General features: G+C 66.6%; 21 protein-coding genes and 6 tRNA genes. 10 read left to right on the top strand and 17 right to left on the bottom strand.

Annotated elements, in window-relative coordinates; all coding sequences use genetic code 11:
* Positions 1 to 78: 78 nt before the first annotated feature.
* Positions 79 to 567, bottom strand: a complete 489-nt coding sequence (locus DI276_RS10265; RefSeq protein WP_112263032.1) for an HAD domain-containing protein — start codon at positions 565 to 567, stop codon at positions 79 to 81.
* Between the two features lie 50 nt (positions 568 to 617).
* Between DI276_RS10265 and DI276_RS10270 the strand changes: the two genes are divergently transcribed.
* The 3 genes from DI276_RS10270 to DI276_RS10280 all read left to right on the top strand — a co-directional run bounded on the left by DI276_RS10270 (position 618) and on the right by DI276_RS10280 (position 2,588).
* Positions 618 to 1,136 (top strand): hypothetical protein, encoded by a 519-nt coding sequence (locus DI276_RS10270; RefSeq protein ID WP_112263033.1) that lies wholly within the window; start codon positions 618 to 620, stop codon positions 1,134 to 1,136.
* A 105-nt stretch (positions 1,137 to 1,241) separates the two neighbouring features.
* Entirely contained in the window at positions 1,242 to 2,078 is an 837-nt protein-coding gene (locus DI276_RS10275; protein ID WP_157984616.1) for a hypothetical protein, read from the top strand.
* Positions 2,079 to 2,111: 33 nt separating this feature from the next.
* On the top strand, positions 2,112 to 2,588 hold the full coding sequence (locus DI276_RS10280; RefSeq protein WP_112263035.1) for a PPOX class F420-dependent oxidoreductase: 477 nt from the start codon (positions 2,112 to 2,114) through the stop codon (positions 2,586 to 2,588).
* On the opposite strand, the gene DI276_RS10285 is transcribed toward DI276_RS10280, so the two are convergent.
* Positions 2,509 to 3,444, bottom strand: coding sequence for a hypothetical protein (locus tag DI276_RS10285; RefSeq protein WP_112263036.1), 936 nt, complete (start codon positions 3,442 to 3,444; stop codon positions 2,509 to 2,511). The two genes, DI276_RS10280 and DI276_RS10285, sit on opposite strands and share 80 nt — an antisense overlap.
* An 88-nt stretch (positions 3,445 to 3,532) precedes the next feature.
* Positions 3,533 to 4,105, bottom strand: a complete 573-nt coding sequence (locus DI276_RS10290) for a vWA domain-containing protein (RefSeq protein ID WP_112263037.1) — start codon at positions 4,103 to 4,105, stop codon at positions 3,533 to 3,535.
* A 151-nt stretch (positions 4,106 to 4,256) separates the two neighbouring features.
* On the opposite strand from DI276_RS10290, the gene DI276_RS10295 reads away from it, so the two are divergent.
* Positions 4,257 to 7,187 carry an AfsR/SARP family transcriptional regulator gene (locus DI276_RS10295; RefSeq protein WP_232836563.1) on the top strand — a complete coding sequence of 977 codons (2,931 nt, stop codon included), beginning with the start codon at positions 4,257 to 4,259 and terminating at the stop codon, positions 7,185 to 7,187.
* Here the strand turns inward: DI276_RS10295 and DI276_RS10300 are convergent.
* Both DI276_RS10300 and DI276_RS49835 read right to left on the bottom strand, forming a co-directional pair.
* On the bottom strand, positions 7,151 to 8,335 hold the full coding sequence (locus DI276_RS10300) for a helix-turn-helix domain-containing protein (RefSeq protein WP_112263039.1): 1,185 nt from the start codon (positions 8,333 to 8,335) through the stop codon (positions 7,151 to 7,153). The genes DI276_RS10295 and DI276_RS10300 overlap by 37 nt on opposite strands.
* Positions 8,336 to 8,438: 103 nt before the next feature.
* Complete coding sequence (locus tag DI276_RS49835; protein WP_157984617.1) at positions 8,439 to 8,612, bottom strand: hypothetical protein; 174 nt, start codon at positions 8,610 to 8,612, stop codon at positions 8,439 to 8,441.
* Positions 8,613 to 8,828: 216 nt separating this feature from the next.
* On the opposite strand from DI276_RS49835, the gene DI276_RS10305 reads away from it, so the two are divergent.
* Positions 8,829 to 9,449 (top strand): hypothetical protein, encoded by a 621-nt coding sequence (locus DI276_RS10305; protein ID WP_112263040.1) that lies wholly within the window; start codon positions 8,829 to 8,831, stop codon positions 9,447 to 9,449.
* A 42-nt stretch (positions 9,450 to 9,491) separates the two neighbouring features.
* On the opposite strand, the gene DI276_RS10310 is transcribed toward DI276_RS10305, so the two are convergent.
* From DI276_RS10310 to DI276_RS10335, 6 genes are all read right to left on the bottom strand, one after another.
* Positions 9,492 to 12,590, bottom strand: coding sequence for an ATP-binding protein (locus DI276_RS10310; RefSeq protein WP_112263041.1), 3,099 nt, complete (start codon positions 12,588 to 12,590; stop codon positions 9,492 to 9,494).
* Entirely contained in the window at positions 12,587 to 13,195 is a 609-nt protein-coding gene (locus tag DI276_RS10315; protein ID WP_112263042.1) for a hypothetical protein, read from the bottom strand. Before DI276_RS10315 ends, DI276_RS10310 begins: the two co-directional genes overlap by 4 nt.
* Before the next feature lie 11 nt (positions 13,196 to 13,206).
* Positions 13,207 to 14,847, bottom strand: a complete 1,641-nt coding sequence (locus DI276_RS10320; protein WP_112263043.1) for a KGGVGR-motif variant AAA ATPase — start codon at positions 14,845 to 14,847, stop codon at positions 13,207 to 13,209.
* A complete protein-coding gene (locus DI276_RS10325; RefSeq protein WP_112263044.1) occupies positions 14,832 to 15,440 on the bottom strand; it encodes a TIR domain-containing protein in 609 nt (202 codons plus the stop codon). Before DI276_RS10325 ends, DI276_RS10320 begins: the two co-directional genes overlap by 16 nt.
* 164 nt (positions 15,441 to 15,604) lie before the next feature.
* Positions 15,605 to 15,676: transfer RNA gene (locus DI276_RS10330), tRNA-Val, on the bottom strand.
* Between the two features lies 1 nt (position 15,677).
* A tRNA-Gly gene (locus DI276_RS10335) sits at positions 15,678 to 15,750 on the bottom strand.
* A gap of 132 nt (positions 15,751 to 15,882) precedes the next feature.
* Between DI276_RS10335 and DI276_RS10340 the strand changes: the two genes are divergently transcribed.
* Entirely contained in the window at positions 15,883 to 18,042 is a 2,160-nt protein-coding gene (locus DI276_RS10340) for an ATP-binding protein (protein ID WP_232836564.1), read from the top strand.
* A 21-nt stretch (positions 18,043 to 18,063) separates the two neighbouring features.
* Here DI276_RS10340 and DI276_RS10345 read toward each other — a convergent pair.
* From DI276_RS10345 to DI276_RS10360, 4 genes are all read right to left on the bottom strand, one after another.
* Positions 18,064 to 18,135: transfer RNA gene (locus DI276_RS10345), tRNA-Val, on the bottom strand.
* Position 18,136: 1 nt separating this feature from the next.
* A tRNA-Cys gene (locus DI276_RS10350) sits at positions 18,137 to 18,208 on the bottom strand.
* A gap of 55 nt (positions 18,209 to 18,263) precedes the next feature.
* A tRNA-Gly gene (locus DI276_RS10355) sits at positions 18,264 to 18,336 on the bottom strand.
* 107 nt (positions 18,337 to 18,443) lie between these two features.
* A complete protein-coding gene (locus DI276_RS10360) occupies positions 18,444 to 18,869 on the bottom strand; it encodes an SsgA family sporulation/cell division regulator (RefSeq protein ID WP_030466274.1) in 426 nt (141 codons plus the stop codon).
* A gap of 231 nt (positions 18,870 to 19,100) precedes the next feature.
* Between DI276_RS10360 and DI276_RS10365 the strand changes: the two genes are divergently transcribed.
* From DI276_RS10365 to DI276_RS10380, 4 genes are all read left to right on the top strand, one after another.
* Complete coding sequence (locus DI276_RS10365) at positions 19,101 to 19,748, top strand: RNA polymerase sigma factor (protein WP_112263045.1); 648 nt, start codon at positions 19,101 to 19,103, stop codon at positions 19,746 to 19,748.
* Positions 19,745 to 20,527: an anti-sigma factor gene (locus DI276_RS10370; protein ID WP_112263046.1), complete on the top strand. Its 783-nt coding sequence runs from the start codon at positions 19,745 to 19,747 to the stop codon at positions 20,525 to 20,527. Before DI276_RS10365 ends, DI276_RS10370 begins: the two co-directional genes overlap by 4 nt.
* 22 nt (positions 20,528 to 20,549) lie before the next feature.
* A complete protein-coding gene (locus DI276_RS10375; protein ID WP_112263047.1) occupies positions 20,550 to 20,972 on the top strand; it encodes a TIGR02611 family protein in 423 nt (140 codons plus the stop codon).
* 56 nt (positions 20,973 to 21,028) lie between these two features.
* A tRNA-Val gene (locus tag DI276_RS10380) sits at positions 21,029 to 21,100 on the top strand.
* A 476-nt stretch (positions 21,101 to 21,576) separates the two neighbouring features.
* Here the strand turns inward: DI276_RS10380 and DI276_RS10385 are convergent.
* Both DI276_RS10385 and DI276_RS10390 read right to left on the bottom strand, forming a co-directional pair.
* The gene (locus DI276_RS10385) at positions 21,577 to 21,825 is read right to left on the bottom strand and encodes a hypothetical protein (protein ID WP_157984618.1); all 249 of its coding nucleotides are present in this window, start codon (positions 21,823 to 21,825) and stop codon (positions 21,577 to 21,579) included.
* Positions 21,826 to 21,958: 133 nt separating this feature from the next.
* Positions 21,959 to 22,105: a hypothetical protein gene (locus DI276_RS10390; RefSeq protein ID WP_157984619.1), complete on the bottom strand. Its 147-nt coding sequence runs from the start codon at positions 22,103 to 22,105 to the stop codon at positions 21,959 to 21,961.
* Positions 22,106 to 22,359: the final 254 nt, after the last annotated feature.

The following is a 22,359-nucleotide window of genomic DNA, read 5'->3' on the forward strand; positions in this document are numbered from 1 at the left end:
TCGCGCGGACAGCTTTCGTTGTCAAGCCAGCCGCGCCGGTTGAGACCTTCTCGACTCCAACGGTGAATTCTTGGCGCCCTACGGGTTGCCGCTGAATGCTTTCCGAGCCTCGGCCAGATGCTCCGCGGTGATCCCGGTCGCCGGGTCGACGTGGACGAGAGCGGTGGTCAGGTGCCGTCGTTTGTGGACGAAATCCCGGTTCCTGTCCCGGTGCAGCCCGAAGTCGTCGTCGAACCAGACCAGCGGCCGTTCGTAGGCGTACCTGGCCACCGCGGGGTACTTCCAGCCGTGCTCGTCGTGGAACTCGATCACTTTGAGCTGCGGCAATCCGAGGCGTGGCCCTATCTCGACGTTCGCCCGGTGGCCCCACGTCGTCGCCCACGCGAGCTCGGCGCCGGTTTCTTCCGCCAACTGTCTCAATTGGCCGCCGTGCTCCGGATCCAGCCAGACGCGGAGCTTGCGCCACCAGCCGACCTTGATGTCGAACGGCCGGTAGTTCGCGGGCTTCGTCCTGGCCGCCCACGGGTTGAGCGGGCCGTCGACGTCGATCACGACGAGTGGCTTCACCTGTCCAGTTTCCCGGGCGCGGCGAGCCCGTCACCCCTAATCTCCTGACCATGAGACGTTTCGCCCTGTTCGTCCTCCTGTGCGCCGCGCTGGCCGGCTGCGGCGCGATCGCCGACCTGGCCGCGCTGCAAACCCGCATCCAGGACGCCGGCTACACGAACGTCTCGCTGTACCACCGTTCCAACAACGGCACCGACATCGTGGAGATCACCGCGTCCGGCTCTTCTCCCGACAAGATCGCCGAGATCGTCTGGGACACCTACCCGGAGCACGTCGACCAGGTGGCGATCACGCTCAACGGCAACCAGGAGGTCTACTCCGAGGCTCAGTTGCGCGACGCGTTCGGCGACCGCGCCGTGACCGAGAAGCCAGACGACGACACCGACGTCATGAAGTCCATCGTCACATGGCTGATCGTCGGCGTAGTCGTATTCCTGCTGCTCATCGTCGGCGTGATCATCCTCGTCGTGGTCCTGGTCCGCCGCTCGCGCCGCCGCAAGGCGCAGCAGCCGCCGTACTACCCGCCGCCACCACCGAACTGGCCGCCGGCCGGACCGCCCGCCGCATAGGACTCGACCACCGTGACGCAGCCGCCGTACCAATACGGACCACCGCAGCAGCCGTGGGGCCAGCCCTATCCGGTTCCACCTCCCCCACCTCCGAAGAAGTCGCCGGTGATCTTCATCGTGATCGCCGTCGTGGTTCTGCTGCTCGGCGCGGCCGGCGTCCTCGGCACGGGTTTGCTCTGGCCTGGCTGGATGAAGTCCGTGAGCTCGGCTCCCGTCGACCAGTCCACCCCGGAGAGCACCGCGAAGGCCGTCGAGGACGCGTTGAACCGCAGCGACGTCGACCAGTTCGTGAACGTCCTGGTGTGCAAGGACGGCCGCACCAAGGCCAAGAACAAGGACATCACGCAGGCCGAGGAGATCCTCTACCGCGACATCAAGCCGTTCAACCCCAAGACCAAGAGCGACGTCCAGCCCACCTTCAAGGTGGACGAGGTCCGCAAGATCAAGCCCAGCGACGCGATCTACAACGACGGGAACAAGGACGCGACCGCAGCGATCATGTCCGTCGAGTACCCGAAGGACAGCGGTCTCTCCAAACAGCGCGGCGTGCTGGCCATGTTCCAGGAGGACAACAAGTACGTCGTCTGCGAAATGGGCTTCATCCCGGTAGCCGACACCCAGGAACCACCACCGGACCCGGACCCGAACAGCCCGACCGGCCGCATGCAGGCGTTCGCGAAAGCGGTGAACGACAAAGACATCGCCGCCGCCCGCCGCTACATGTGCGCCACCGCCCGCGCCGTCAACACGTGGGCGGAGAAAGCCATCGCCGCGGGCGGCAAACTGCGCCTGCACGACAAGGTGACCACCACAAAAGCGGAAGATTCCGGCCAGGTCCGCATGTGGTACACGCTGAACGGCGCGGAGACCAAGGCAGGCGGGTTCCTGAAGAAGGAGTCCGACGGCTGGTGCCTCTTCACGTTCAACAACGACGCCAAGTAGTCGAAACCGCCGCCCCCTGTTCGTATAAGGGGCATGTTCACCGACGAAGAGCTCGCCTACCTGCGCTCCCAGCCCCTGGCCCGCCTGGCGACGCTGAACGAGGACGACCAACCCGACGTGGTCCCGCTGTCCTTCGAGTACGACGGCACCCACTTCTGGGTGGGCGGCGCGGGCGCGCAGGTCTTGCACACCCGCAAGTTCCGCAACATCACCGCAGGCCGCCGCAAGGTGTCACTGGTGATCGACGACCTGGTGTCCTTCGACCCCTTCATCGCCCGCGCGATCCGCGTCTACGGCATCGCGGACGACCCGGCCGACCGCGTGGGCCTGGTGGGCCCCGGCATCTACTGCCGCATCACGCCCACCGAGGCGTGGGCGTGGAACATGGCGGGCGAGCCGGCGGGCGAGACGTGGTACGAACCGCGCCGGATCAGGACGCACGGAGGGCCGAGCACGCTGCTGTCGCGCCCCAACGAGCGCCGTACAGGAGCCCCGGGAGCAGACGCCTGAACGTCAGGTGGATCTCCCCTGCCCGGTCCACGGCGTGCCGGCTCCCGTCCTGCTCGGCCTCAACACGCTGCAGGACGCCGTCGAACGTCCGCACAAGCCGTTTGCGGTCGTGCTCGAACCGCACCCGCAGGTCGAACACCTCGCACGGGCGTTCGGGCACAAGTAGCACACACGGGTGCATCACATCGCGGCTCAGCAGGCGGTACCGGACCGCGAAGTCGTGAGTTTCGCCGCGCGCCAGCGGGTCGGCCGGCACGAGGGTGAAACCGGGGCGATCGGTGGCCGAGCGGTCCTGCAGCGTGCCGCCGTAGAGCAGGTGGACGTCGACGTCCCGCCTGCGCACCGGGAACGCGGGGACGAACTCCAGCTGGTCCAGGCCGTCCTGGTCGACGACGACCTGGTAGCGCTCCAGCACCTCGGGCTGCCCCTGATCAAGCGCCACGGCCACGGCCAGCTCGGCGGTGTGCCAGCCACCGGCGTCGCGCCGCGTGGTCGTAGCGGCCAGCTCTGCCAGTTGGTCGACGGCCTCGTCGACACGGCGGCGCACGGTGCGGCCGTCGCGGTCGATCGTAGCGGCCACCCAGTTGACCCGGTCCTGGTAGAGCGGGTGGCGGACCTCCGGGATGAGACCGAACGCCGCGCGTGCCGCGAGCTGGAGATCGTCGGGAAGCTGCTCGACCAGGTCGGTCAGCCTGGTGACCAGCTTCTGCCTGGCGGCGGACGGCCCGTCGGCCGTGGTGATCCCGCAGGCGGCGGCCAGGTCAGCGCCGATCCGGTCCCCGATCCGTCCGTGCACTCCCCTTCCCTTTCGCAGGGTCTTCAGCTCACGGACCAGCCTCGCGTGCGTCGTCGTCATCTCCGCTCTCCTCCCCTTGCCTGCTCACGTGCGGCGGAGGCAGATTGCGTCGGGTGTGTGGACGAGAAGTGGACACACCGTGGATCGGTCACACGTGGTCTGGTCTCAGGACTGTCCGCGCCACCGAAGACGCCAGCGCGATGCCGATCCGGACACCGTCGCGGCCGAGGAAGACTCGCGAGGTGCCGATGCGGTCCAGCGCCGGCGGATCGACGGCGCCGAGTCCGAAGGCGATCATCTCCGGGCCCGCCGCGGTGGCGGTGAGCTGTGCCAGCGCTGCAGGCCAGTCGTGATCAGTGGCCCTGCCGTCGGAGACGAAGAACAGCATCGGCCTGCGCACCTGGATCCGTTGTGCCTTCAGGATTTGCACATCGCGCTCGATGATCTTGCGCAGCAGGGTGAACGCGGATCCGAAGTCGGAGCCCGATTCCTGGCGCGGTGTAATAGGTTCCGGCGGGTCGAGCGCGGCTCGCAGCGGCTGCACCACCAGCGCCCTCTCCGCGAAAACCACCACGCAGAGCCGAATCTGGGCGGCGGCCTGCCGTTCCGCGTGCACCACGCCGCGGAACTCGCGCATGCCGGCGTTGACCTCGGCGATGTGGTCGGTCATCGAGAACGACACGTCGCAGACCACGTAGCAGGGCAACACTTCGAGCACCATCCGTCTCCCCCTCACCACAAGGCGTGACAAGGAGAAACGGTTACCGGATCGTGTTGATCAAACGTGGACAAAAAGATGATTCGCTGACACATCAACGGGCCCTTGCGCGACATTCCTCCCGGATGGAGGCTCGGACACCGAGGAGGACAGCGTGGATTTCCGGATGCTGGGGCCGCTGGAGGCATGGCACGGGCGCACCTCGGTGTCGTTGGGTGACCTGCAGCAACGCTTCATCCTCGTGGTGCTTCTCCTGCACGCGAACAAGCCCCTGTCACCCGAACGGATCACCGAGATCGTGTGGGGTGACCAGCCGGAGCGCAAGACGCTGGTGCGCGCCTACATCAACAGGCTGCGCAAGGCGTTCGAGGGCACCGACGCGGAGATCGAGCGAACGGCGACCGGGTACCTGCTGCGCGTCGACGAGGATCACATCGACACCGTGCGCTTCGACCGGCTGCGCGCGCAGGCCGCACAAGCCTTGCAGGACAACGACCAGCGCCGTGCCATCGAACTGCTGCGCGAGGCGGTGGCGCTGTGGCGCGGGCGGTTCCTGGACGACATCGACATCGACAGGGTCGGCGGTGCCGAGGTGATCCTGCCGGACGAGAGCTTCTACGACGCGCTCGGTGACCTGGCCGAACTGGAGCTGATCTCCGGCGACCACCGGTCGGCCCGCGACCGGATGCGCCGCGCGTTCCGAACGGCACCTGATCACCAGAAGTTCGCCGAGCTCCTCATGCGCGCGCTGATCGCGGGCGGCGACCGGGTCGGCGCGATCCGGATCTACGACAGCGCCTGCGAAGCCCTGACCCGGGCCGGTTTTGAACCGGGAACCGTGTTGCGCAACCTCGCGGAACGAGCGAGGCGAGGTGATCCGGTCAGCTCGCTGCCGTCGCGCCCAGGTGGGTTCACCGGCCGGTCCGACGAACTGGCGACGATCGAGGCGGCCGCCGCGGGCAGCGGCGAACGGCGCGCGGTGTGGATCAGCGGCGCGCCCGGCGTCGGCAAGACAGGTCTGGCCGTCGAGGCCGCGCACCGCCTGCGCCACCGTTTCCCGGACGGCCAGATCCTGCTCCGGCTCAACGGGTTCACGCCGAACGTCGTACCGATGTCCGTGTCGGACGCGTTGACGCAGCTGCTGACCGAGCTGGGCGTGCCCGCCGAACAGATCCCGGACACCGTGGGCCGCAAGGTCACGCTTTACCAGTCCCATCTCTACGGCACCAAAACCCTGGTGGTGCTGGACAACGCTGTCTCACCCGAACAGATCAGGCCGCTGCTGCCAGAGGCTCGGGAGTGCTTCGCGCTGGTGACCAGCAGGAGGATGGGCGAGCCGGACATCAGCGAGCACGTGCGGCTCGGTCCGCTTCCAGCAAGCGACGCCACCGCGCTGTTCCAGCGGCTGACCGGTCCGTTCCGCGGCGGCAGGCCTGCGGACATCGCCGGACTGGTGAAGCGTTGCGGGTACCTGCCGATGCCGATCACGGTCGCGGCGGCGACACTGCGCAGGCACGACCGGTGGTCTCTGGAGCACCTGCTCGGACTGATGGATGAGAGCGGGCCGTGGCGGGAAGACGGCGCCGCCGCGGTACACACCTCCTACCGGCTGCTCGACGAACGGCAGCAGGAGATCTTCCGGCTGTTCGGGCACCTGCCAGGTCCCCACGTCGATCTCGTCGCCGCCGCTGCGCTGGCGGGCAGGGACGTGGCGGAGACCCGCAAGCTGCTCGACGACCTGCACGAGGTCTGTCTGCTCGAAGAGATCGCGCCGGACCGCTACCAGATGCTCGACTCGATCAAGGAGTTCGCCGCCTTCGAGCCTGTCCCCGAACACGCCTTGGCCCGCCTGCTGGACTTCTACCTCGTCACCCTGGCCAACGCGGCGAGCACCGCGTACCCGTTCGACCGCGCGGCCCAGCCGCCCGTGGACCGCGCGAGCCCGTTGAGCCTGGAGTTCGCCGAAGCAGGCGCAGCGCAGGCGTGGATCACCGCCGAGCTCGACAACGTGGTGGCCGCGATCCACCACGCCGCGACGAACGCGCTGCCCGTTCACGCGTGGCAGCTGGCCGTGCTGATCTGGCGGCACTTCAACACGGCGAACCGGTTCGAGGACTGGATCGCCGCCCTGGAGCTGGCCAGGGAGACCACCGACAGCTACGGCCAGGCGCATGTGCTGCTGCGCCTCGCCATCGCGCACGACCGGCGCGGACTGCACACCAAGGCGCTCGACCTGGCTCGGCAAGCCCTGCCGCACTGGACGCAGCACGGCGACGTGCACGGTGAGGCAGCAACCCTCTGCACGATCGCGATCTCCACGATGCAGCTCGGCTCGCACGAGGAGGCGATGCGGCAGTTCGAGGCAGCGTTGGAGAAGTACCAGCAGTGCGGGGATCTTCGCGGCCAAGCGCATGCACTGAGCTTGCTCGGCTACCTGAACGAGCAGCACCACCAGTACGAGGTCGCGTTGCACCAGCACGAGCAGTCGGTGCGGATCCAGCGGGAGATCGGGCACCTGCGCGGGCTGGCGCACTCGTTGGACAACCTCGGCGGGATCCAGCAGCACCTGGGCATGGTGGACGAGGCGATTGCGAACCACGTGGAAGCTCATGAGGTCGCGATGCAGCTGGACGACGCCTGCGCTGCCGCCTACGCGCTGACGAACATCGCCGACGCGCACCGGTTGGCCGGCAGGCTCGCTGAAGCGGTACATCACCAGAAGCAGGCCGCCCAGGCAGCCGCCGGAGTGGACGACGCGGACCTGAAGGCAAGGCTGTTCCGCGTCAGAGCCGCCACCTCGAGTGACGGTGGTGACCAGGTCGCGGCACTGCGGCTCTACGAGTCACTGCTGGACCTCGCGACCGGCACCGGCAACCGCACGCACCGGGCGCACGGCGAAGTCGGTGTGGCGCGGACGATGCACGCGCTGGGCAGGCATTCCGACGCCGCCGCGCACTGGGAAGCGGCCGAAGACGTGTTCGCCGGGCTCGGCCAGCCCGAGGTGGAGGAGGTGCGGGCCGAGCGTGCGGCGTTGACCTGTGCGTGCGGTCAGCGGTCAGCCAGAAGTCGTTTGAGGTCGGGGTAGAGCTCTCGCACAGCGCCGTGGTTGTGCCATCGCCCCAGGGTTCTGGCCAGCTGTCGCAGGTCTGTCCGGACGGTCGCGGAATCGACGTGCGCTGCGTCGTCGATCGTGCCGGCGAGGGTGCCGCAGCTCTGGTCGATTTCGCCCGACAACGCGTAGGCCAACGACAGCCGCGTGCCGAAGCGAGCCCTGGTGCGCCGGGAGGTGACCGGTAGCAAGGAGAGCTGCCGGTCCAGCACGGCCGCGGCTTCGGCGGTGAGGCCGAGGTCGCACAACGACCACCCCCTCGCCAGTTCCAGCGGGTCGGGCGCGCTGGAACCGAGCACCGAGTACGGGTTGTCGTCCTGTGTTGCGTCCAGCGGTTGTGCGGCCCGGTCGAACGCTCGCTCGGCTGCGCTCCGGTTTCCCGCGAGGGCGTAGCCCTGCGCCTCACGTCGTGCTGCCAGCGCGAGGACGCGGGACCCGGCCTGGCCGATCCACTGCGCCTGCTGGGCGAGGTTGATGGTGCTCGTGGCGTCCTGCCGGTACAGCGCCAGCCCGGCCTCGCGGACGAACGTGTAGCTGGCGATGTCCGGATCCCCTGCGGCACGAGACAGTTCGGACGCCTGCCTGGTCCACCACAGCGCACCCTGCTCGTCGCCGGCCTCCTGACTCATCCAGCCCGTGTACTCGGCGATGCGCGCGGCGAGCCGCAGCAACGTCGTGCCCACTCCTCCGGTGTTCTCGCGGGCGAGCCCGTGCACCGTGTGCTGCAAGGCTTTCAGCGGTTCGAGGAGCACCATCGGACTGGTGCGCATGCCCAGTCCGCGCAGATGCTCGAACGAGGTGCGCATCCCAGCGATCACCTGCTCGTCCGGCACCGGCCTCGGCCCGCTGCCCGCGAGCGCACCGACGCCGAGCATCGTGCCGGCCAGGAGCACCTGGCGGCGGCCGAGGGCAGGAGGGCTGTACAGCGCGGCCTCGACCAGCCTGCCGCCGGCGTTCAGCACGCCGTCGCACAGCCTCGCGACCGTCGGCGTGGGAGGTTTGACGTCGTTCTCGATCTTGCTGAGATAACCCTTGCTGTAATGAATCAGCTTCGCCAGCTGCCCCATCGACAGACCTGCCGCAATGCGGCGTTCCCGCAGCAGCTCACCAAATGTTTCGGCCACGACTGCCTCCCCGCTCCGGCGCCAACCGAGTACATCATCCCGACTCTTGCAATGCAATCGCCCCGGCCATACCGCGAATGGCCGGGGCGCATTCACGGCTACCTCAGTCGTGCCACGGGTGCCCACCGCCGTCCGGGGTTTCCGTGGTGGTCGTGGGAGGTGGCGGCGCGGTGTCGTCCGCGTTGGCGGCGACGCCACCGGAAACGGAGGCGGCGACGGCGAGAGCGGTCACCAACGTGACAGCACCGGCGACGAAAGTGGACACGGTTTTGGACATGACGAATCCTCCGAAGGAAATCGCAATTGATTCCGGGATTTCACCCGACGTTCTGCGGGCTACTTCGAGGATTCATCGTCAAAAACCGTGAAAACAGGTGTTTCCCGTTGCCCGCCGGAGCGGTCAACGTCCACTCTTCATCCACTTCTGGTCAACACCCGGCGCGGATGCTGCACGCACGCCGGCCGCCGGCCGGCCTTCGAGGAGGAGGTTGGAGTGATCGAGTCCGCGACCTACGACATCGCCGTGTCGTTCGCCGAGGAGCAGCGAGCCGTGGCCGGCGAGGTGGTCGAAGCGTGCCGGCAGCGCGGCCTGACCGTGCTGGAGGGCAACGACCAGCCGGACGCGAAGGTGCGCTTCCTCGTGCCGTTCGTGTCCACTGTGGACGAGCTGGTGGCGCAGCACCGCGATGAGCACGTGCTGCCGGTCCTGACCGGCGAGATTCCCGACCCGGCACCGCAGGTCGCCTACCTGCGTGCTGACGAGGGCCTGGTGGACGCCCTGGTGAGCAGGGTCGAGGCGGCGGAAACGGCAGGCAGGGACCGGGTGTCCGTCGCCGACGTGGTGGCCCCGACCGCACCACCACAGGCCGAGACCACCGATCTGCGGGCACTGGCCGAGCAGTTCGCTGCCGCCTCGCCGGAGCTCACCAAGCGCGGACTGTCCGGCAGTGTGCACCTCGGCGACACCACCGTCGCCGTGCGCGTCGAACGGTCAGGCGACACGGTTTACGCGCTCCAGGTAGAGGGCGACGACACCGTGAACTTCGTCGTCCTCGGCGGCACAACGGACCTGTTCCCCACGCTGTGCCAACGAATCGAGGACATGTTGCGCTGAGCTGCGAAAGGGCGGTGCCCCGCTGGGGACACCGCCCTTGTCTCACTGCTGCCGAGCTCTCTCAATGACGTCTTCGAGGCGCAACGGACTGGGTGGGTGGTAGCTCAGGCACAGCGGCGCTCTCATCCGCCGGAACCCGAACGTGTCCCCGGTGACGTAGAACTGCCCGCGTTCCAGCCGCGAGATGTCCGCGATCGAACTCCCCTTGGCCCGCGCCATGTCCGTGGCCGCGGCAATCTGCGCCGGACTGTTCAACCGCCCGAAGAACTGCGTGGTGGCGTTGCCGGTCACCTGGTTGTGCACGCCCTTGGGCGCCTGCGTGGCCAGCAACAACCCCAACCCGTACTTGCGAGCCTGAGACGCCAACAGAATCGTGGTCTGCGTACAAGCCGTCGCTCCACCTGACGGCGCGATCGTCTGCGCCTCGTCCATCACCATCAGCCCACCGAGCGGCCGATCCACCGCCGGATTTCGCTTGATCCAGGCGAACACCTCCAGCTGCAACTGGCTGATGAACCCCTGCCGCTGCTCGTCCGACGGCAACCCGACAAAGCTGATCACCGAAACCCGCGCACGCTTGCCAGGTGCAGGTGTGAGCAGCACAGCGGGATCCGTCGGTTCCCCTGCCCCACCAAGCAACGGATCGTTGACCATCGCGGCCCGCAACGTCTCCGCGAGATCAGCCGCCGTAGTCGCCGCCGAGTGCAACTTGCTGACGCCCTCCGGCAACTCGGCCAGCAGATCCACAAACCCGTTGAGATCCCGCCGATCCTCCCGCGCGTACCGCTTGAGCGCCTCCCGGAGCACCGCTCGCCCGCGAACGGCGAACTTGGTCTCGTTGGCAATCCGCGCATGCGGCACCAACCGCGCCACCGCAGCCTCCACCGCGGCAGCGAACTCGTCCTCATCGCCCCGCACTTCGGCGAAGTCGGGCAGCGGATGAAAACTCAGCGGCCGCCCGCCGGCCCGGCCCGGCGTCCACACCACAACCTCAGCGCCGGCCAAGTACTCGGCGGCCTTCGCCTCGTCCCCGTGCCGCCACTCCCCCGGCGGCTCAGGCCAAGCATCGCCAAGCCGCGCCAGGTCGTTGTTGGGGTCCAGCACGATCGCCGAAACCCCGCGCAACGCACATTCCTCGACGATCCGGCGCAGCAACACCGTCTTCCCGCTGCCGGACCCGGCGAACACGATCGCGTGCTTGCGCAAGGACTCCAGCTCGATCCGGATCTCCCCGTCCATCCCGAGCACGATCTCACCGGGCCCTGCAGGTTTCTCAGCTGTCCGCGGTGCTGGCGGAGGGCGCGTCTCCTGGTGCCCGCTCCTGCTGGCGGGTGGCGCTGGATCAGGCAGGATCTGTCGCAGGAACGTGGTGCTGCTGGCAGGTTTTCGTGCCGCGAGCCAAGCGAACAGCTGGTAGCTCTGCGTCGACCACATCTCCTTGAGCGCGCCGAACGTGCGCAGGTCGTCATCGGAGACTTCGATGCTCCTGCCACCACTCCGTTCGAACTCCGCGACCTCACCTCGGGTCTTCGCCCCGGTCCATCCCTTGGAGCCGTTGCGAATCAGGATCAGATGGCGGCCTCGCAAGTTCTCCGCCGCGGCGCGGGCGTCCCGCAACCTGCGCAACACGCGATTGCCGTGACTGCTGGCGATGAGCCGGAACAACCAGCGTTCCTCGATGTCATTCTCCTCGTCCACGGTGTGACGCAGCCCCGCGTGCAGGCTGTTGTCTGCGGACTGGGGTTCCGGATGCCACGTGAGATCGTCGTTGCCGATCTCGGTGACCCATGACTTCAAGCCTGCCAGCAGCAACGCCGGCATGACCTCGTCCTCGTTGTGCGGCTTGACGTCCGCGGCGGCCAGGCTGGCCTTCGCGCGCAGTCTCGCGAACTCGGCGTCGAGCTCGGCGAGGTCGTCGGGCTCCGGCCCTGCAGGCGTGGCAGAGGCTTTCGGCGCCTCCTCCACGGGCGGAGGCTGTTCCTCGAACGAACGCAGCTCCCTGATCTCACCGTGGAAACAGCTTTCAGCGTGCGCGTGGATGCGCTTGAGCAGCTCCCGAGGAGTCATCGGCTGCCAGGAGTCGAACGCTTCCGGAGCGACGGGCCAGGTCGGATGTGGCGGCGTGATCCCCTTGCGCTGGTAGATCGCCCCCACCCACTTCTCCACGAGCGTGCGGGCGATCCCGGCGTCCGTGATCGCGACGAGGATCGGGGTCGTGGTGAAGCGGTCGCCCACGGTGTCGCTCGCGATCGACCCGAGCCTCACCCAGGTGTTCGGCAGGCATGCCACGATCGTCAGCGTTCGCCTCGTGGTCTCACGGAGCTGCATCAGCCCGTCCGAGATGAGCGCGATCTCGTGGGCCAGCTCAGTGCTCGACGTGTCGTCGTCGAAGGCGTCCTGGCTCTTGTTCACCAGCGTGTCCAGCTGATCGACTGCGACCACGCACGGACCCGTCATCGCGAGGATGCGCGAGATGTCCCGCACGAGCGTCTGCGGGCGCTTCGGCTTGACCGGCAAGCCCCAATGACGACGCTCGTCCTGCGACTCGTCGAGTCCTTCCAGGTATGCGCGACCGACGTCCGCGTACTCGGACGCGTACAGCACCAGCGCTTTGATCGTGTCACCGCATTCGACCGCGATCCGGCCGTCCACGTGACGCAGCCCGTTGAGCAACGCACGAAGGTCATCGGGAATCAGCGCGGCTTCGCCCAGGACCGCTCGAGTGACCTCATCCGACGCGGCAGCCCGTTGGCACAGCTGCTTCAGCAACACCGTCAGCTGGAAGTCACCGTCGTCGTTGGTCCTGAGCAGCTCGCTGCGCATCGCGTCGGCGACGTCGTCCCAGAACATCTGGCCGGACGTGAGCTCGATCAGGAAGAAGTAGCCGCCTTCCCGCTGCACCAGGCGACGCACCGAGCCGAGCAGGTGGGTCTTGCCGATGCCCTTGCGTCCCTGCAGTGCGAGGCCGATCGGGCTCGGTCCGGTGCTCGTCTTGGCATCCGCGATGCCTGTCCTGATGCGGTGCTCCGCCCTCGGGTGCAGACCGTCGACGTGCGAGGGTGAGGTCTGCCAAACGTCGTCCGGCGTCTCGGCGGAGTTGAAACGCAGTGCGGCCAAAGCTTCACGCAACTGGGCGGTCATGACGATTCCTCGATCGCAATGAGGTGCAGGTCCTCACCACCGATCCGGACAGCCGCCGCACGGTCTTCGGCGGTCAGCATCTTCGTGTTCGAGTCCGGCGCCAGGTGGACGGTCCCGGTCTTCATCATCTCCAGGAGCACGTCGTCCACCTCGCTCTTGCCGGCGCCGTTCAACCGGGAACGGATGCGGGCCAGGCGGATCCAGTCCTCCGGTGCGGCGGCCAGATCGTGGTAGGCGGCGCGGATCAACGACTCCAGGTCGCCGGAACGGACCGCCTCGGCGAGCAGTCCGCGCCGGTGGAGGAACCCGATGACGCGGCGGAGCATCTCAGCGTGCGCCCGAGACAGTGGTCCCGCATGAGTCGGTGCCCCACCAGCGACGAGATCCTTCATGCACCACTCGACACCCTTGTCGGTGATCTCGTGCACCAGACCGCTGCCCACCTTCGTGGTGGACATCAACTCGCCGTCGTTCAGCGGTCCACGCACCTTGGGTGGGAGCTTGATCTTGAACCGCTCGCCCAGCTCCTTGTGCGGAATCGGGCGGTCTTCCAGCATCAGCTGCATCAGTGCCGCTCGTGCCTGAGGGCTGTACATCTCCGGCATCACGCCGCCTTTCAGTCCGTGAACGCGTTGATTCGTCGATCGATTCGGGTGAGGAGGGCACTCACCTCTGCCCGCAGACGTGCCGGCACCGCCACCCCTGCTCCGTCGCGGTGGGACTTGCTGAGCTGCAGCAGGTCGACGGACCGGTCGCGCAGCAGGTCCATGTCCCCGTCGTCGAGTGCTCCAGCCATGCCACGCACCGTTTCCTCGAGGAGCGCGCCCCTCTCCGCGTACGGCAGCAGGCCGGGCAACTCCCGCAGAGCCGCCTCAGCACTCCGCATCGCCTCAAGGTCCGGTTCGGTCTCCGGTGCGGGCATCGCCTTGATGAGGTCGTGCAGCTCTCGTGCCACCCCCACAGGCCGTCTGGCCGGGTCGAACTCGAGGTGCCGCAGGCTGCGCAGGAAGCCGGGCAGCAGCTCGCGGTCCGTGCCGCGGGTCAGCAGGCAGAACATCTGCCGCTGGGCACCGTCCGGTCCGAGCGTGCGGCGCACGAACTGTTCCGCCTCGGTCAGCTGCCACCGGCTCAGCTCGCCGTCGACCAGGAGGCACAGGTGCTCGGCGGGGTCACCAGTCCTGTCGAGGAACTCCGGGTCGCCCGACACCGATCTGTCCGCCGAGACCCCGAGCAGCCGGAGCTCGGTGATCAGCTCCGTTCCGGTGCGCCACAGCGTCCGGGGGCTGGACACGAGCAGATCCCGGTCGAACTTGCGTCGGCGCGAGCGGGCAGCCGACACGTAGGCGTCGCGGTTGTCGGCCAGCAGATCGGTCCGGTCGTACTCGTGTGCGATCACTGCGGCGACGGTCTCCAGCGCGTACGAGATCTGGTCCGGCGCAGGAGGACGCTCGGCCATCACGGGAAGTAGCTCGCCGAAGCTCCAGAAGGAGATGTACGGCACCGTCAGATGCCGCACCATCTGTTCCGGGGTAACGCCTTTGACCAGCCAGTTGCGGAACAGAGGCTCGACGACCCCGATGCACTTCTGCTGCCACTCCTCGGCCCGCTGGTACTCCATGCGGTTGTCGAGCCGGGACAACACCGGCATCACCTGATGGCGTGGCCGGTCATAAGGCAGCCGGTCCCTCGCCATGTCCGCGAGGTGGGCGATGTCCACCACCTCGTTGAGGTTCTGCTCGTTGGCGGTGAACACCACCACCAACCGGTCCGGCAGCTGCGCTGTGCAGATGCCGGCGATGTCCGAGACCCCGGTGCGGCTGTCGATCAGCACGAAGTCGTACTTGGCGGTCCACTCGTCGCGGCGGTCCTCGAGAAACTGGGCGAACCCCTGCTCGTACAGGTCTGCCCAGTCGATCTCCTGCATTCGGTACGTGTAGTCGGTGTCGAGCTTGTTCCCGACGACCTTGCCCGCGGCCAGCAGGTCGAGCACGCCACCCTCGACATCGACCCGAACCGTGTGCGGCCCAGGCATTTCGACTTTCCGGATGAAGTCGTGTGCGAGATCCACCACGCCGCTCTCGGGCGACTGGGAGAGGTGCGGGCGGAAGTAGAGATGAAGACCCGGTGCTTCCAGGTCCCAGTCGACGGCGAGCACCCGGTAACCCCAGCGTGCGAGCAACACCGCCGTGTTGGCCAAAGTGAAGCTGCGCCCGACGCCGCCTTTGTAGGAGTAGAACGTGATCACGGTTCCGGACATGGCTTGAACCTCGGTAAGGGCGGGCGCGGAGTGACGATCGGGTCGGGGCGCTCGACGATCGGCCAGTCGGCCTGCCAGTCAGGGACCTGGTTCGCCAGTTCGACCAGGTCTCGCGCCAGCTTCTTCATTTCCTTGTGGAACTGGAAGTAGTCGACGGTCTGCTGGTAGACCGGATCAGGATGTGCGTATTCCTTGAAGTCGTGCCATTTGCGCATCCGTTCCTTCTCCGGGAAGTTCTCCGAATCCGAGTAGAGGATGGGGTAGATCAACCCCTGGGGGATCTTGGCGCTCGCGAAGCCGAGCATCTCCTCCCGTGCTCGCATGCTGTCCAGCTCCGCCATGCACCATCCGGACGTGAAGTAGTGCGGCGTCATGACCTGGATCATGATCTTGCTGTGCCGTAGTGAGGTCTGCAGGTTGTGCGCCCACTCCACGGCCTTGGGCATGTGGCGGTCCATGTAGATCTTCGGCGTGGGCGCGCACTCGTCGGCGAGGCAGTCCTTGAGCTTGTTGTAGAAATGGTTCAACAGCCATTTCTGGACACTGCCCTGACGGCTGTAGCTGATGAAGAAATCGAACTGATAGCCGGACACAGCGCTCAACAATAGAGTCGCCACCTGGGTCGATAAAAGACAAAAAAGTGGGCATTTTCGGCCGTTCCGACCAAAAATTGGACAAAAACTGGGCGGCTACCGGCTCGTGACTGCGAACAGCAAGAAGCCCTCGATCACGTTCGATCGAGGGCTTCTGCGATGAGTGGACGATACTGGGATTGAACCAGTGACCCCTACCGTGTCAAGGTAGTGCTCTCCCGCTGAGCTAATCGTCCGAGCGGATGACGAGACTCGAACTCGCGACCCTCACCTTGGCAAGGTGATGCGCTACCAACTGCGCTACATCCGCGTTGCGCCCCGGTTTCCCGTGGTGCGGGTGGAACTTTATCCGACGCTCCCCGCAACTTCCAAATCGGCTGATCTTGGGCCATTCGCGTGGTCCGTGCAGCCGTCGCGGCACCTGTGCCGACACACTGGGTGAATGACCGATCTACCCGCTGCGACGACGAGCAACACGGCCGGCGTCGTGACGGGCTCGGTCGTGCAGGCGGGCACGATCCACCGGGTGTCGATCACTGGTGCCGCACCGGACGGAACGACCCCGACTCCGCGCCAGCTGCCGATGGCCATCGGCGACTTCACCGGCCGGGCCGAGCACCTGAGAGAGTTGGACGGCCTGTTGCCGGACGAGGACGGCAGTCCGGAGGCGGGTGCTGTGGTGATCTCCGCACTGCACGGCACAGCAGGAGTCGGGAAGACCACGCTCGCGGTGCACTGGGCGCACCGGGTCCAGGCGCGGTTTCCCGACGGATCGCTGCACGTCAACCTCCGCGGATACGGGCCTGGACACCCCGCCACGGCCGCAGAGGTGCTCGACGCGTTTCTTCGCGCACTGGGAACGCAGCCCGAACGCATTCCCGTCGAGGTGGACGCGAAGGCGGCTCTCTACCGGTCGCTGCTCGCCGGGCGACGGGTGCTGGTGGTGCTCGACAACGCGAACTCAGCCGACCAGGTGCGTCCGCTGCTGCCGGGCAGCCCCGGTTGTCTCGTACTGATCACCAGTCGTTCCAGCCTGTCCGGGCTCGCGGTGGGCCAGTCCGCGACCAGGCTGTGCCTCGACCTGCTGACGCGACACGAAGCGATCGAGCTCGTCACCGGCATCATCGGCAGCGATCGCGCCGAACCCGATCCAGGTGCTGTTGTCGCGCTGACGGAAGCCTGCGCGCGATTGCCGTTGGCGCTGAGGATCGCCGCCAGCCGGCTGGCGGCACGCCCGCACCTTTCGGTCGCGGACGTGGTGAGCGAACTCGAGGACGACCGCAAGCGCCTCGAAGTGCTGAGCACTTGTGCTGACGACGCCACCACGGTGCGGGTCGTGTTCGACTGGTCGTACGACCGCCTTACCGCAGCCCAAGCGCAGCTTTTCCGGCACCTCGGACTCCATCCAGGGACCGAGTTCAGCCTGCACGCAGCCGCGGCGGCAGGGGGCCTCGATCTGGAGCAGGCACGCGCACTGCTCGAAGAGCTCTCCGAAGTTCACCTCATCGAGCCGATCGCACGTGAGCGCTTCCGGTTCCACGACCTGCTCCGGGCCTACGCCGCCGAACGTGCCTGCCGGGAGAGCACCCCTTCGAGCCGCAAGCGAGCAGTGCAACGCCTCCTCAACTGGTACGCCTACACAGCCGCGCTTGCCGACAACATCCTGTTCCCCGACCACTCCTCACTGCACCACGACCTCAGTTCCCCGCCGAAGGTGAAGCTCGCACCGTTCACCCACGCTGAGGCACTCAGGTGGCTCCATCTGGAGCGAGCCAACCTCCTCGCCGCGACACGCCACGCGTCCGACCACGGGCAACCGCACGAAACTCTGCGGCTCGCCGACGGACTGCGGGAGTTCCTTTTCCACCGCGTCTACTGGGACGACCTGCTCTGGATCTGCAACATCGCGATCGCCGCCGCTCGCCGATCGGGAAACCGCGCCTCGGAGGCGCGCAATCTGGTCATGCGGAGCGAACGACATTCTTGCGTTGCGAACTGGCGGCAAGCGCCGGGAGACGCCTGGCAGGGCATTCACATCGCGCGGGAGTTGGGCGACCTGCAGATTCAGGCGTACGGGCTGAATGCTCTGGGCTGGTGTTTTCTGAAGCAGCACAGGTACTCCGAAGCGGCGAAGTACCTCGACGCGGGACTGCCTTTCGCGCGAGCGCTGGAGGTGAAGCGACACGAAGCCGTCATCGAAGGCAACCTCAGTCTGTGCAACACGGGGCTCGGCCACTACGAGCGGGCTGTCGCTCACGCCGAACGCAGCCTGACCCATCATCAGTCACGCGGGGACCAAGCGGGCGAGGCGCTCGCACTGCACCAGTCCGCCATGGCGTGGCAGGGAATCGGCGATCACGAGAAAGCTGCGGAGCTGTGCGAGAAATCGCTGCACATCGGGCGAGACTTCGGGCATCCTCCCGAGATGGCGGCGACGCTGGACACTCTGGGAGCCGTTTCGCTCAGCCTCGGTCATCCAGACCGGGCTGCGGCTCACTGGCGAGCGGCGCTGGCCATCTTCGAGGAGTACGGCGACCACCGGACAGGCGATCTACGTGAGCGCCTGCAGGGCCTGGAAACAGGAAAAGCCGGAAGCTCGTGAGCTTCCGGCTTTGATCCAGAGTGGACGATACTGGGATTGAACCAGTGACCCCTACCGTGTCAAGGTAGTGCTCTCCCGCTGAGCTAATCGTCCGAGGCGGAGACGGGAATCGAACCCGTGTACAGGGCTTTGCAGGCCCTTGCCTAAGCCACTCGGCCACTCCGCCAGGAGCATGGATCCACTAAAGGTACCTGCTGGAGACACCTACTGGGGAACCACAGAGCGGATGACGAGACTCGAACTCGCGACCCTCACCTTGGCAAGGTGATGCGCTACCAACTGCGCTACATCCGCGTACATCACTGCGTTCGTGATGTTGAAACAAACCTTATACGAGGGGTTCAAGCGGGTTTCACCGGGGGTACCCGCACCACCTTCGCGGGCCCCCTACCTCGGATTATTCAGCTCAGGTCGTTCGAGATGAGGTGCGTCAGCGCCTCGTCGACGTTGACCCACAGGTGCTCGTTGCCCGGCACGACGACGTCGTAGGTCCGGTCGAGGAAGTCAGCGAGCTCCTGGGCGGAGGCCTCGAACATGGCGTGCCCGGACGGCGAGCTCAGCTCGATCACGACGACCTCGGGGTCGTCGGCGGCGGGCCGGATCCGGACGTCGCCGTCACCGGCGTCGGCGATGAGGCCGTCAGCGAGCAGATCGCGGGCGAACACCCACTCGACCCAACCGGCACGGCCGGTGCGGAACGCGGCCACGACCGCGTACGGGTCCTTCGTGTCGTATCGAAGCTCCACCTGGACCGGAACCGCGGGGGTCCTCGGCGCCAGCAGGTCGAAGACCGCTGTCGAGCGGAGCGTCACGTGGTCGTTGCGCATCGTCGTTACCCTCTTCTCCCTTCCCGGTCATCAAACGACCGAGCACCTTAGTTGTGACGTGCATGTGGCGAGGAACGCTCGCCAAACGGACGCAGATCACCCCATCGGGTCAGCTTCACTGCGCACGGCGACCGTTTGCACGCGCTCCGTGTCCTCCTCGCTCGTTAGCCCGCGTCCAGCGACTCCCATCTTGCTGGGTCTAACCTGAACCCGGTACCGGCTGTTGCGCGAATGTTGGACGTGAGGACATCTCTGGTGGCTGACTCGCCCGGTCCACCCGTTGCGTCACGCGACGGCCGGCCGACCGACTTCGAGCTCGTGCAAAGACTCGCACAGGGCGATCGGTCGGCCTTCGGTGAGCTGTACGACAGGTACGGCACACCAGCATATTCACTGGCCAGACGCATCTGCGTAGACCCGGACCTGGCCGAGGACGTCGTCCAGGAAGCCTTCCTCGCGCTCTGGCGGCACCCCGCCAGGTTCGACCCCACGCGCGGAAGTTTCGGCACCTGGCTGATGACTCTCGTGCACCACCGCGCGGTGGATGCCGTACGAAAGGAAAACACGCAACGTCGTCGAACTGTTCCCCTCACCGACGACGTGTCACCACCAACAGAGGGTGGTTCCGACCACGAAGCGTTGGTGAGTGTGGTGAGTGCCGAGGTCAGAGCCGCGTTGCGGACTTTGCCGGAAGAGCAGCGCCAAGTGATCGCACTGGCCTATCTGGGCGGCTACACGCAGTGCGAAGTGGCGAAACTGACCGGCGTACCACTGGGAACTGTGAAATCGCGCACGTTCGCGGCGATCAGACGTCTCAGAGGCACGTTGGGGAACTTGTGGGCCGGCGAGACCGGCGAAACGACAGGAGCAAACCGGTGAACGGCGAGTTGTGCCCTCACGAGGAGCTCGCCGTCGGCTGGGCGATGCACTCCTTGGAGCCGGACGAAGAGTCAGTGGTCCGCGACCACCTGCCGACCTGCGCCACGTGCCAGCGCACCGTGCGGTCGACGCAGGAGGTCCTCGCGGGCATCGGCGGCGCGGTCCGCCAAGAACAGCCACCACCCCGCCTGCGCGCGAGGCTGATGGAACAGATCGAGCACATCCCACAGGACCTGCCGGCCCAGCACCGCCCGCGCCACGCGGCCCCGACTCCCCTGCGCCCGCAACACCGCCGCCGCACCGGCCGCGTGCTGCTGGCCGCAGCCGCAGCCCTGGCCGTCCTCGCCGGCGGCGGCTATCTTGGCGTCCGCGTGAACCAACTCTCGAGCGAGGTCACAGCCGCTCAGTCCCGGTCAAACGACCTGGCCAAGGCACTGTCACTGGCCGCAGACCCGTCGACGAACAGGGCGGTCCTCCGCACGGGTTCCGGCGACGAGGTGGCCGTCGTCCTGTCGAGCTCGGCGTCCGGCGCGGTGCTGCCGCTGAACCTCAAGCCGAACGATTCCGGTCACGTTTACGTAGTTTGGGGTGCAAGTACGAAAGCGCCGGTAGCGTTGGCAATGTTCGACGTGCGCGCAGGCTCGACCGACCCGCAACTGCTGGCGTGGTCCGCCGACGCGCACAAGCACACGACGTTCGCGGTATCGCTCGAATCTGGTCGCCAACTCCCAGCGTCACCCTCGCAGGTGCTGGCAGGAGGCCAGGTTGCACCCGCCTGAGTCCCAACAGGATGATCGACACATGACGAAGCCCGACGTGCAGCCCGACGAACACAAGGGCTGGCGCCACTGGTTCCACCGCAACCCGGCGCTGAACCTGGCCTACCGCATCGGCGTGGGCGTGATCGGCGGCCTCGTGCTGGTCGCGGGCATCATCATGATCCCGTACCCCGGCCCGGGCTGGCTGGTGGTCTTCGCCGGCCTGGCCATCCTCGCCACGGAGTTCGAGTGGGCGGGCCGCGTCCTGAAGTTCGCCAAGCGCTACTACGACCGCTGGGTCGAGTGGCTGAAGCGCCAGCCGTCCTGGGTACGCGGCCTGGTGATGGCGGGCGTCTGCGCCATCGTGCTGGTCACCTGCTACTTCCTCAACGTGTTCGCCCTGGTCGGCGGCTGGTTCGGCCTGGAGTGGAGCTGGTTGCAGAGCCCGATTTTTGGTTCTCGTTGATGATGTTGTAGGCTATGGCCACACCGCGAGAGCGGGACAGCAAGACAACAGAACACGGGCGTTTAGCTCAGCGGGAGAGCGCTTCGTTCACACCGAAGAGGTCACTGGTTCGATCCCAGTATCGCCCACAGTGTGTTTTGCCAGGTCAAAGGGCCTGTCGACGATCTTCGTCGACAGGCCCTTTGCGTTGCATGGGAGCAAATTGGGAGCAGAAGTCCTCCCCAAACTCGCGAGATCTGCGACGGTCTTGTGACCCAGATTCGCGAATCCGCAGGTCAGCGAATCGTGACCCACTGGATCGCCGGTGACCTCTTCGCCACCACCTAAGCGCTCACGGCATGCAGCGTCGCTCAGCGAAATTGCCGCTGCAAGCAGAACCAAAGATCCTATCCCCCTAACTGGAGCGCCCCGTTCAAGACGCGGAGGTCAACGGCACTGAATTGCCCTGCGGGCCACCACCCCAAGCCGAGACCGAGCGCCCCGTCTGCCGCGCAGAATTGCCTCGAGCAAGCAGGGCTTGCGGGGCTATGACCGGCAATGGGTGAAGCGGCCGCATCTCCATTCAGTTCAGGATCAGGAGAGCGGTGTAAGCCACGTGGACGTTTCAGCCGGCCAGCTCAACCAGGTCCTCCTCGGTCGAGTCCAACGTGACCACACCGTCGAAGCTGTAGCCGTCGTCGCAGAAGATCACGTCGATGTCCGCCGGCACGAGCTGCCGGTACCAGATGGCGAACTTCACCACCAGGTCGAGGCCGCCCTTCAGGTAGAGACAGGTGCCGTCCTTGGCCGTGTACGCCTCGAGAATGTCGCCTCCGGCCCGGTAGAACCAGTGCACGTCCCCAACCTCGCTCACGATGTGCGGCGTGGGCGGCTGCATCTCGGCAGCCGGCCACGCCTCGCGCAGTGCGGCGCGCGCAGAACGCCCGCGTCGACGTGCCAGGTCTTGCTGTCGAACGCGACCAGGTACGACACACACCACACCTCTCCTACGGTCGGACGAGCACGACGCCGGGAACATTGCATTGCTGCATAAGCCCGGCGAAGTACGCCGCCGACGCCTCCTCGTTCGTGACCACCCGCAGACCGGTGAAAGGCGCGTCGGGGTCGTTGATGATCGCCGCATACCTCTGCATCTCGTGGACCTGTTGGTTGTGGACCCTCCCGCAGGAAATCAGGAGCTTGCTTCCCGGCACATAAGGACTGCGGCCGGCCGTCTCGATCCTCAATGGACTTGAAGGGACCCGCGCCGACCTGCAGGAGTCTTGTTTTCCGCAGGTCAACGCGGTCTCGGTGCCATAGTTCACTGGTTCGATCCCAGTATCGCCCATTTCAGCCGGAAGGCCCCTCATCTGCACAGATGGGCGAATTCCAGGGGTCGTTGCAACAC

This window comes from Lentzea terrae (assembly GCF_003265345.1).
GTDB lineage: Bacteria > Actinomycetota > Actinomycetes > Mycobacteriales > Pseudonocardiaceae > Lentzea > Lentzea terrae.

Excerpts from the sequence above, each read along its gene's own strand:
- DI276_RS10270 (WP_112263033.1), top strand. The coding sequence starts at position 618 with ATGAGACGTTTCGCCCTGTTCGTCCTCCTGTGCGCCGCGCTGGCCGGC.
- DI276_RS10280 (WP_112263035.1), top strand. The coding sequence starts at position 2,112 with ATGTTCACCGACGAAGAGCTCGCCTACCTGCGCTCCCAGCCCCTGGCC.
- DI276_RS10285 (WP_112263036.1), bottom strand. The coding sequence starts at position 3,444 with ATGACGACGACGCACGCGAGGCTGGTCCGTGAGCTGAAGACCCTGCGA.
- DI276_RS10290 (WP_112263037.1), bottom strand. The coding sequence starts at position 4,105 with ATGGTGCTCGAAGTGTTGCCCTGCTACGTGGTCTGCGACGTGTCGTTC.
- DI276_RS49835 (WP_157984617.1), bottom strand. The coding sequence starts at position 8,612 with ATGTCCAAAACCGTGTCCACTTTCGTCGCCGGTGCTGTCACGTTGGTG.
- DI276_RS10310 (WP_112263041.1), bottom strand. The coding sequence starts at position 12,590 with ATGACCGCCCAGTTGCGTGAAGCTTTGGCCGCACTGCGTTTCAACTCC.
- DI276_RS10315 (WP_112263042.1), bottom strand. The coding sequence starts at position 13,195 with ATGCCGGAGATGTACAGCCCTCAGGCACGAGCGGCACTGATGCAGCTG.
- DI276_RS10320 (WP_112263043.1), bottom strand. The coding sequence starts at position 14,847 with ATGTCCGGAACCGTGATCACGTTCTACTCCTACAAAGGCGGCGTCGGG.
- DI276_RS10340 (WP_232836564.1), top strand. The coding sequence starts at position 15,883 with ATGACCGATCTACCCGCTGCGACGACGAGCAACACGGCCGGCGTCGTG.
- DI276_RS10360 (WP_030466274.1), bottom strand. The coding sequence starts at position 18,869 with ATGCGCAACGACCACGTGACGCTCCGCTCGACAGCGGTCTTCGACCTG.
- DI276_RS10365 (WP_112263045.1), top strand. The coding sequence starts at position 19,101 with ATGTTGGACGTGAGGACATCTCTGGTGGCTGACTCGCCCGGTCCACCC.
- DI276_RS10375 (WP_112263047.1), top strand. The coding sequence starts at position 20,550 with ATGACGAAGCCCGACGTGCAGCCCGACGAACACAAGGGCTGGCGCCAC.
- DI276_RS10390 (WP_157984619.1), bottom strand. The coding sequence starts at position 22,105 with ATGCAGAGGTATGCGGCGATCATCAACGACCCCGACGCGCCTTTCACC.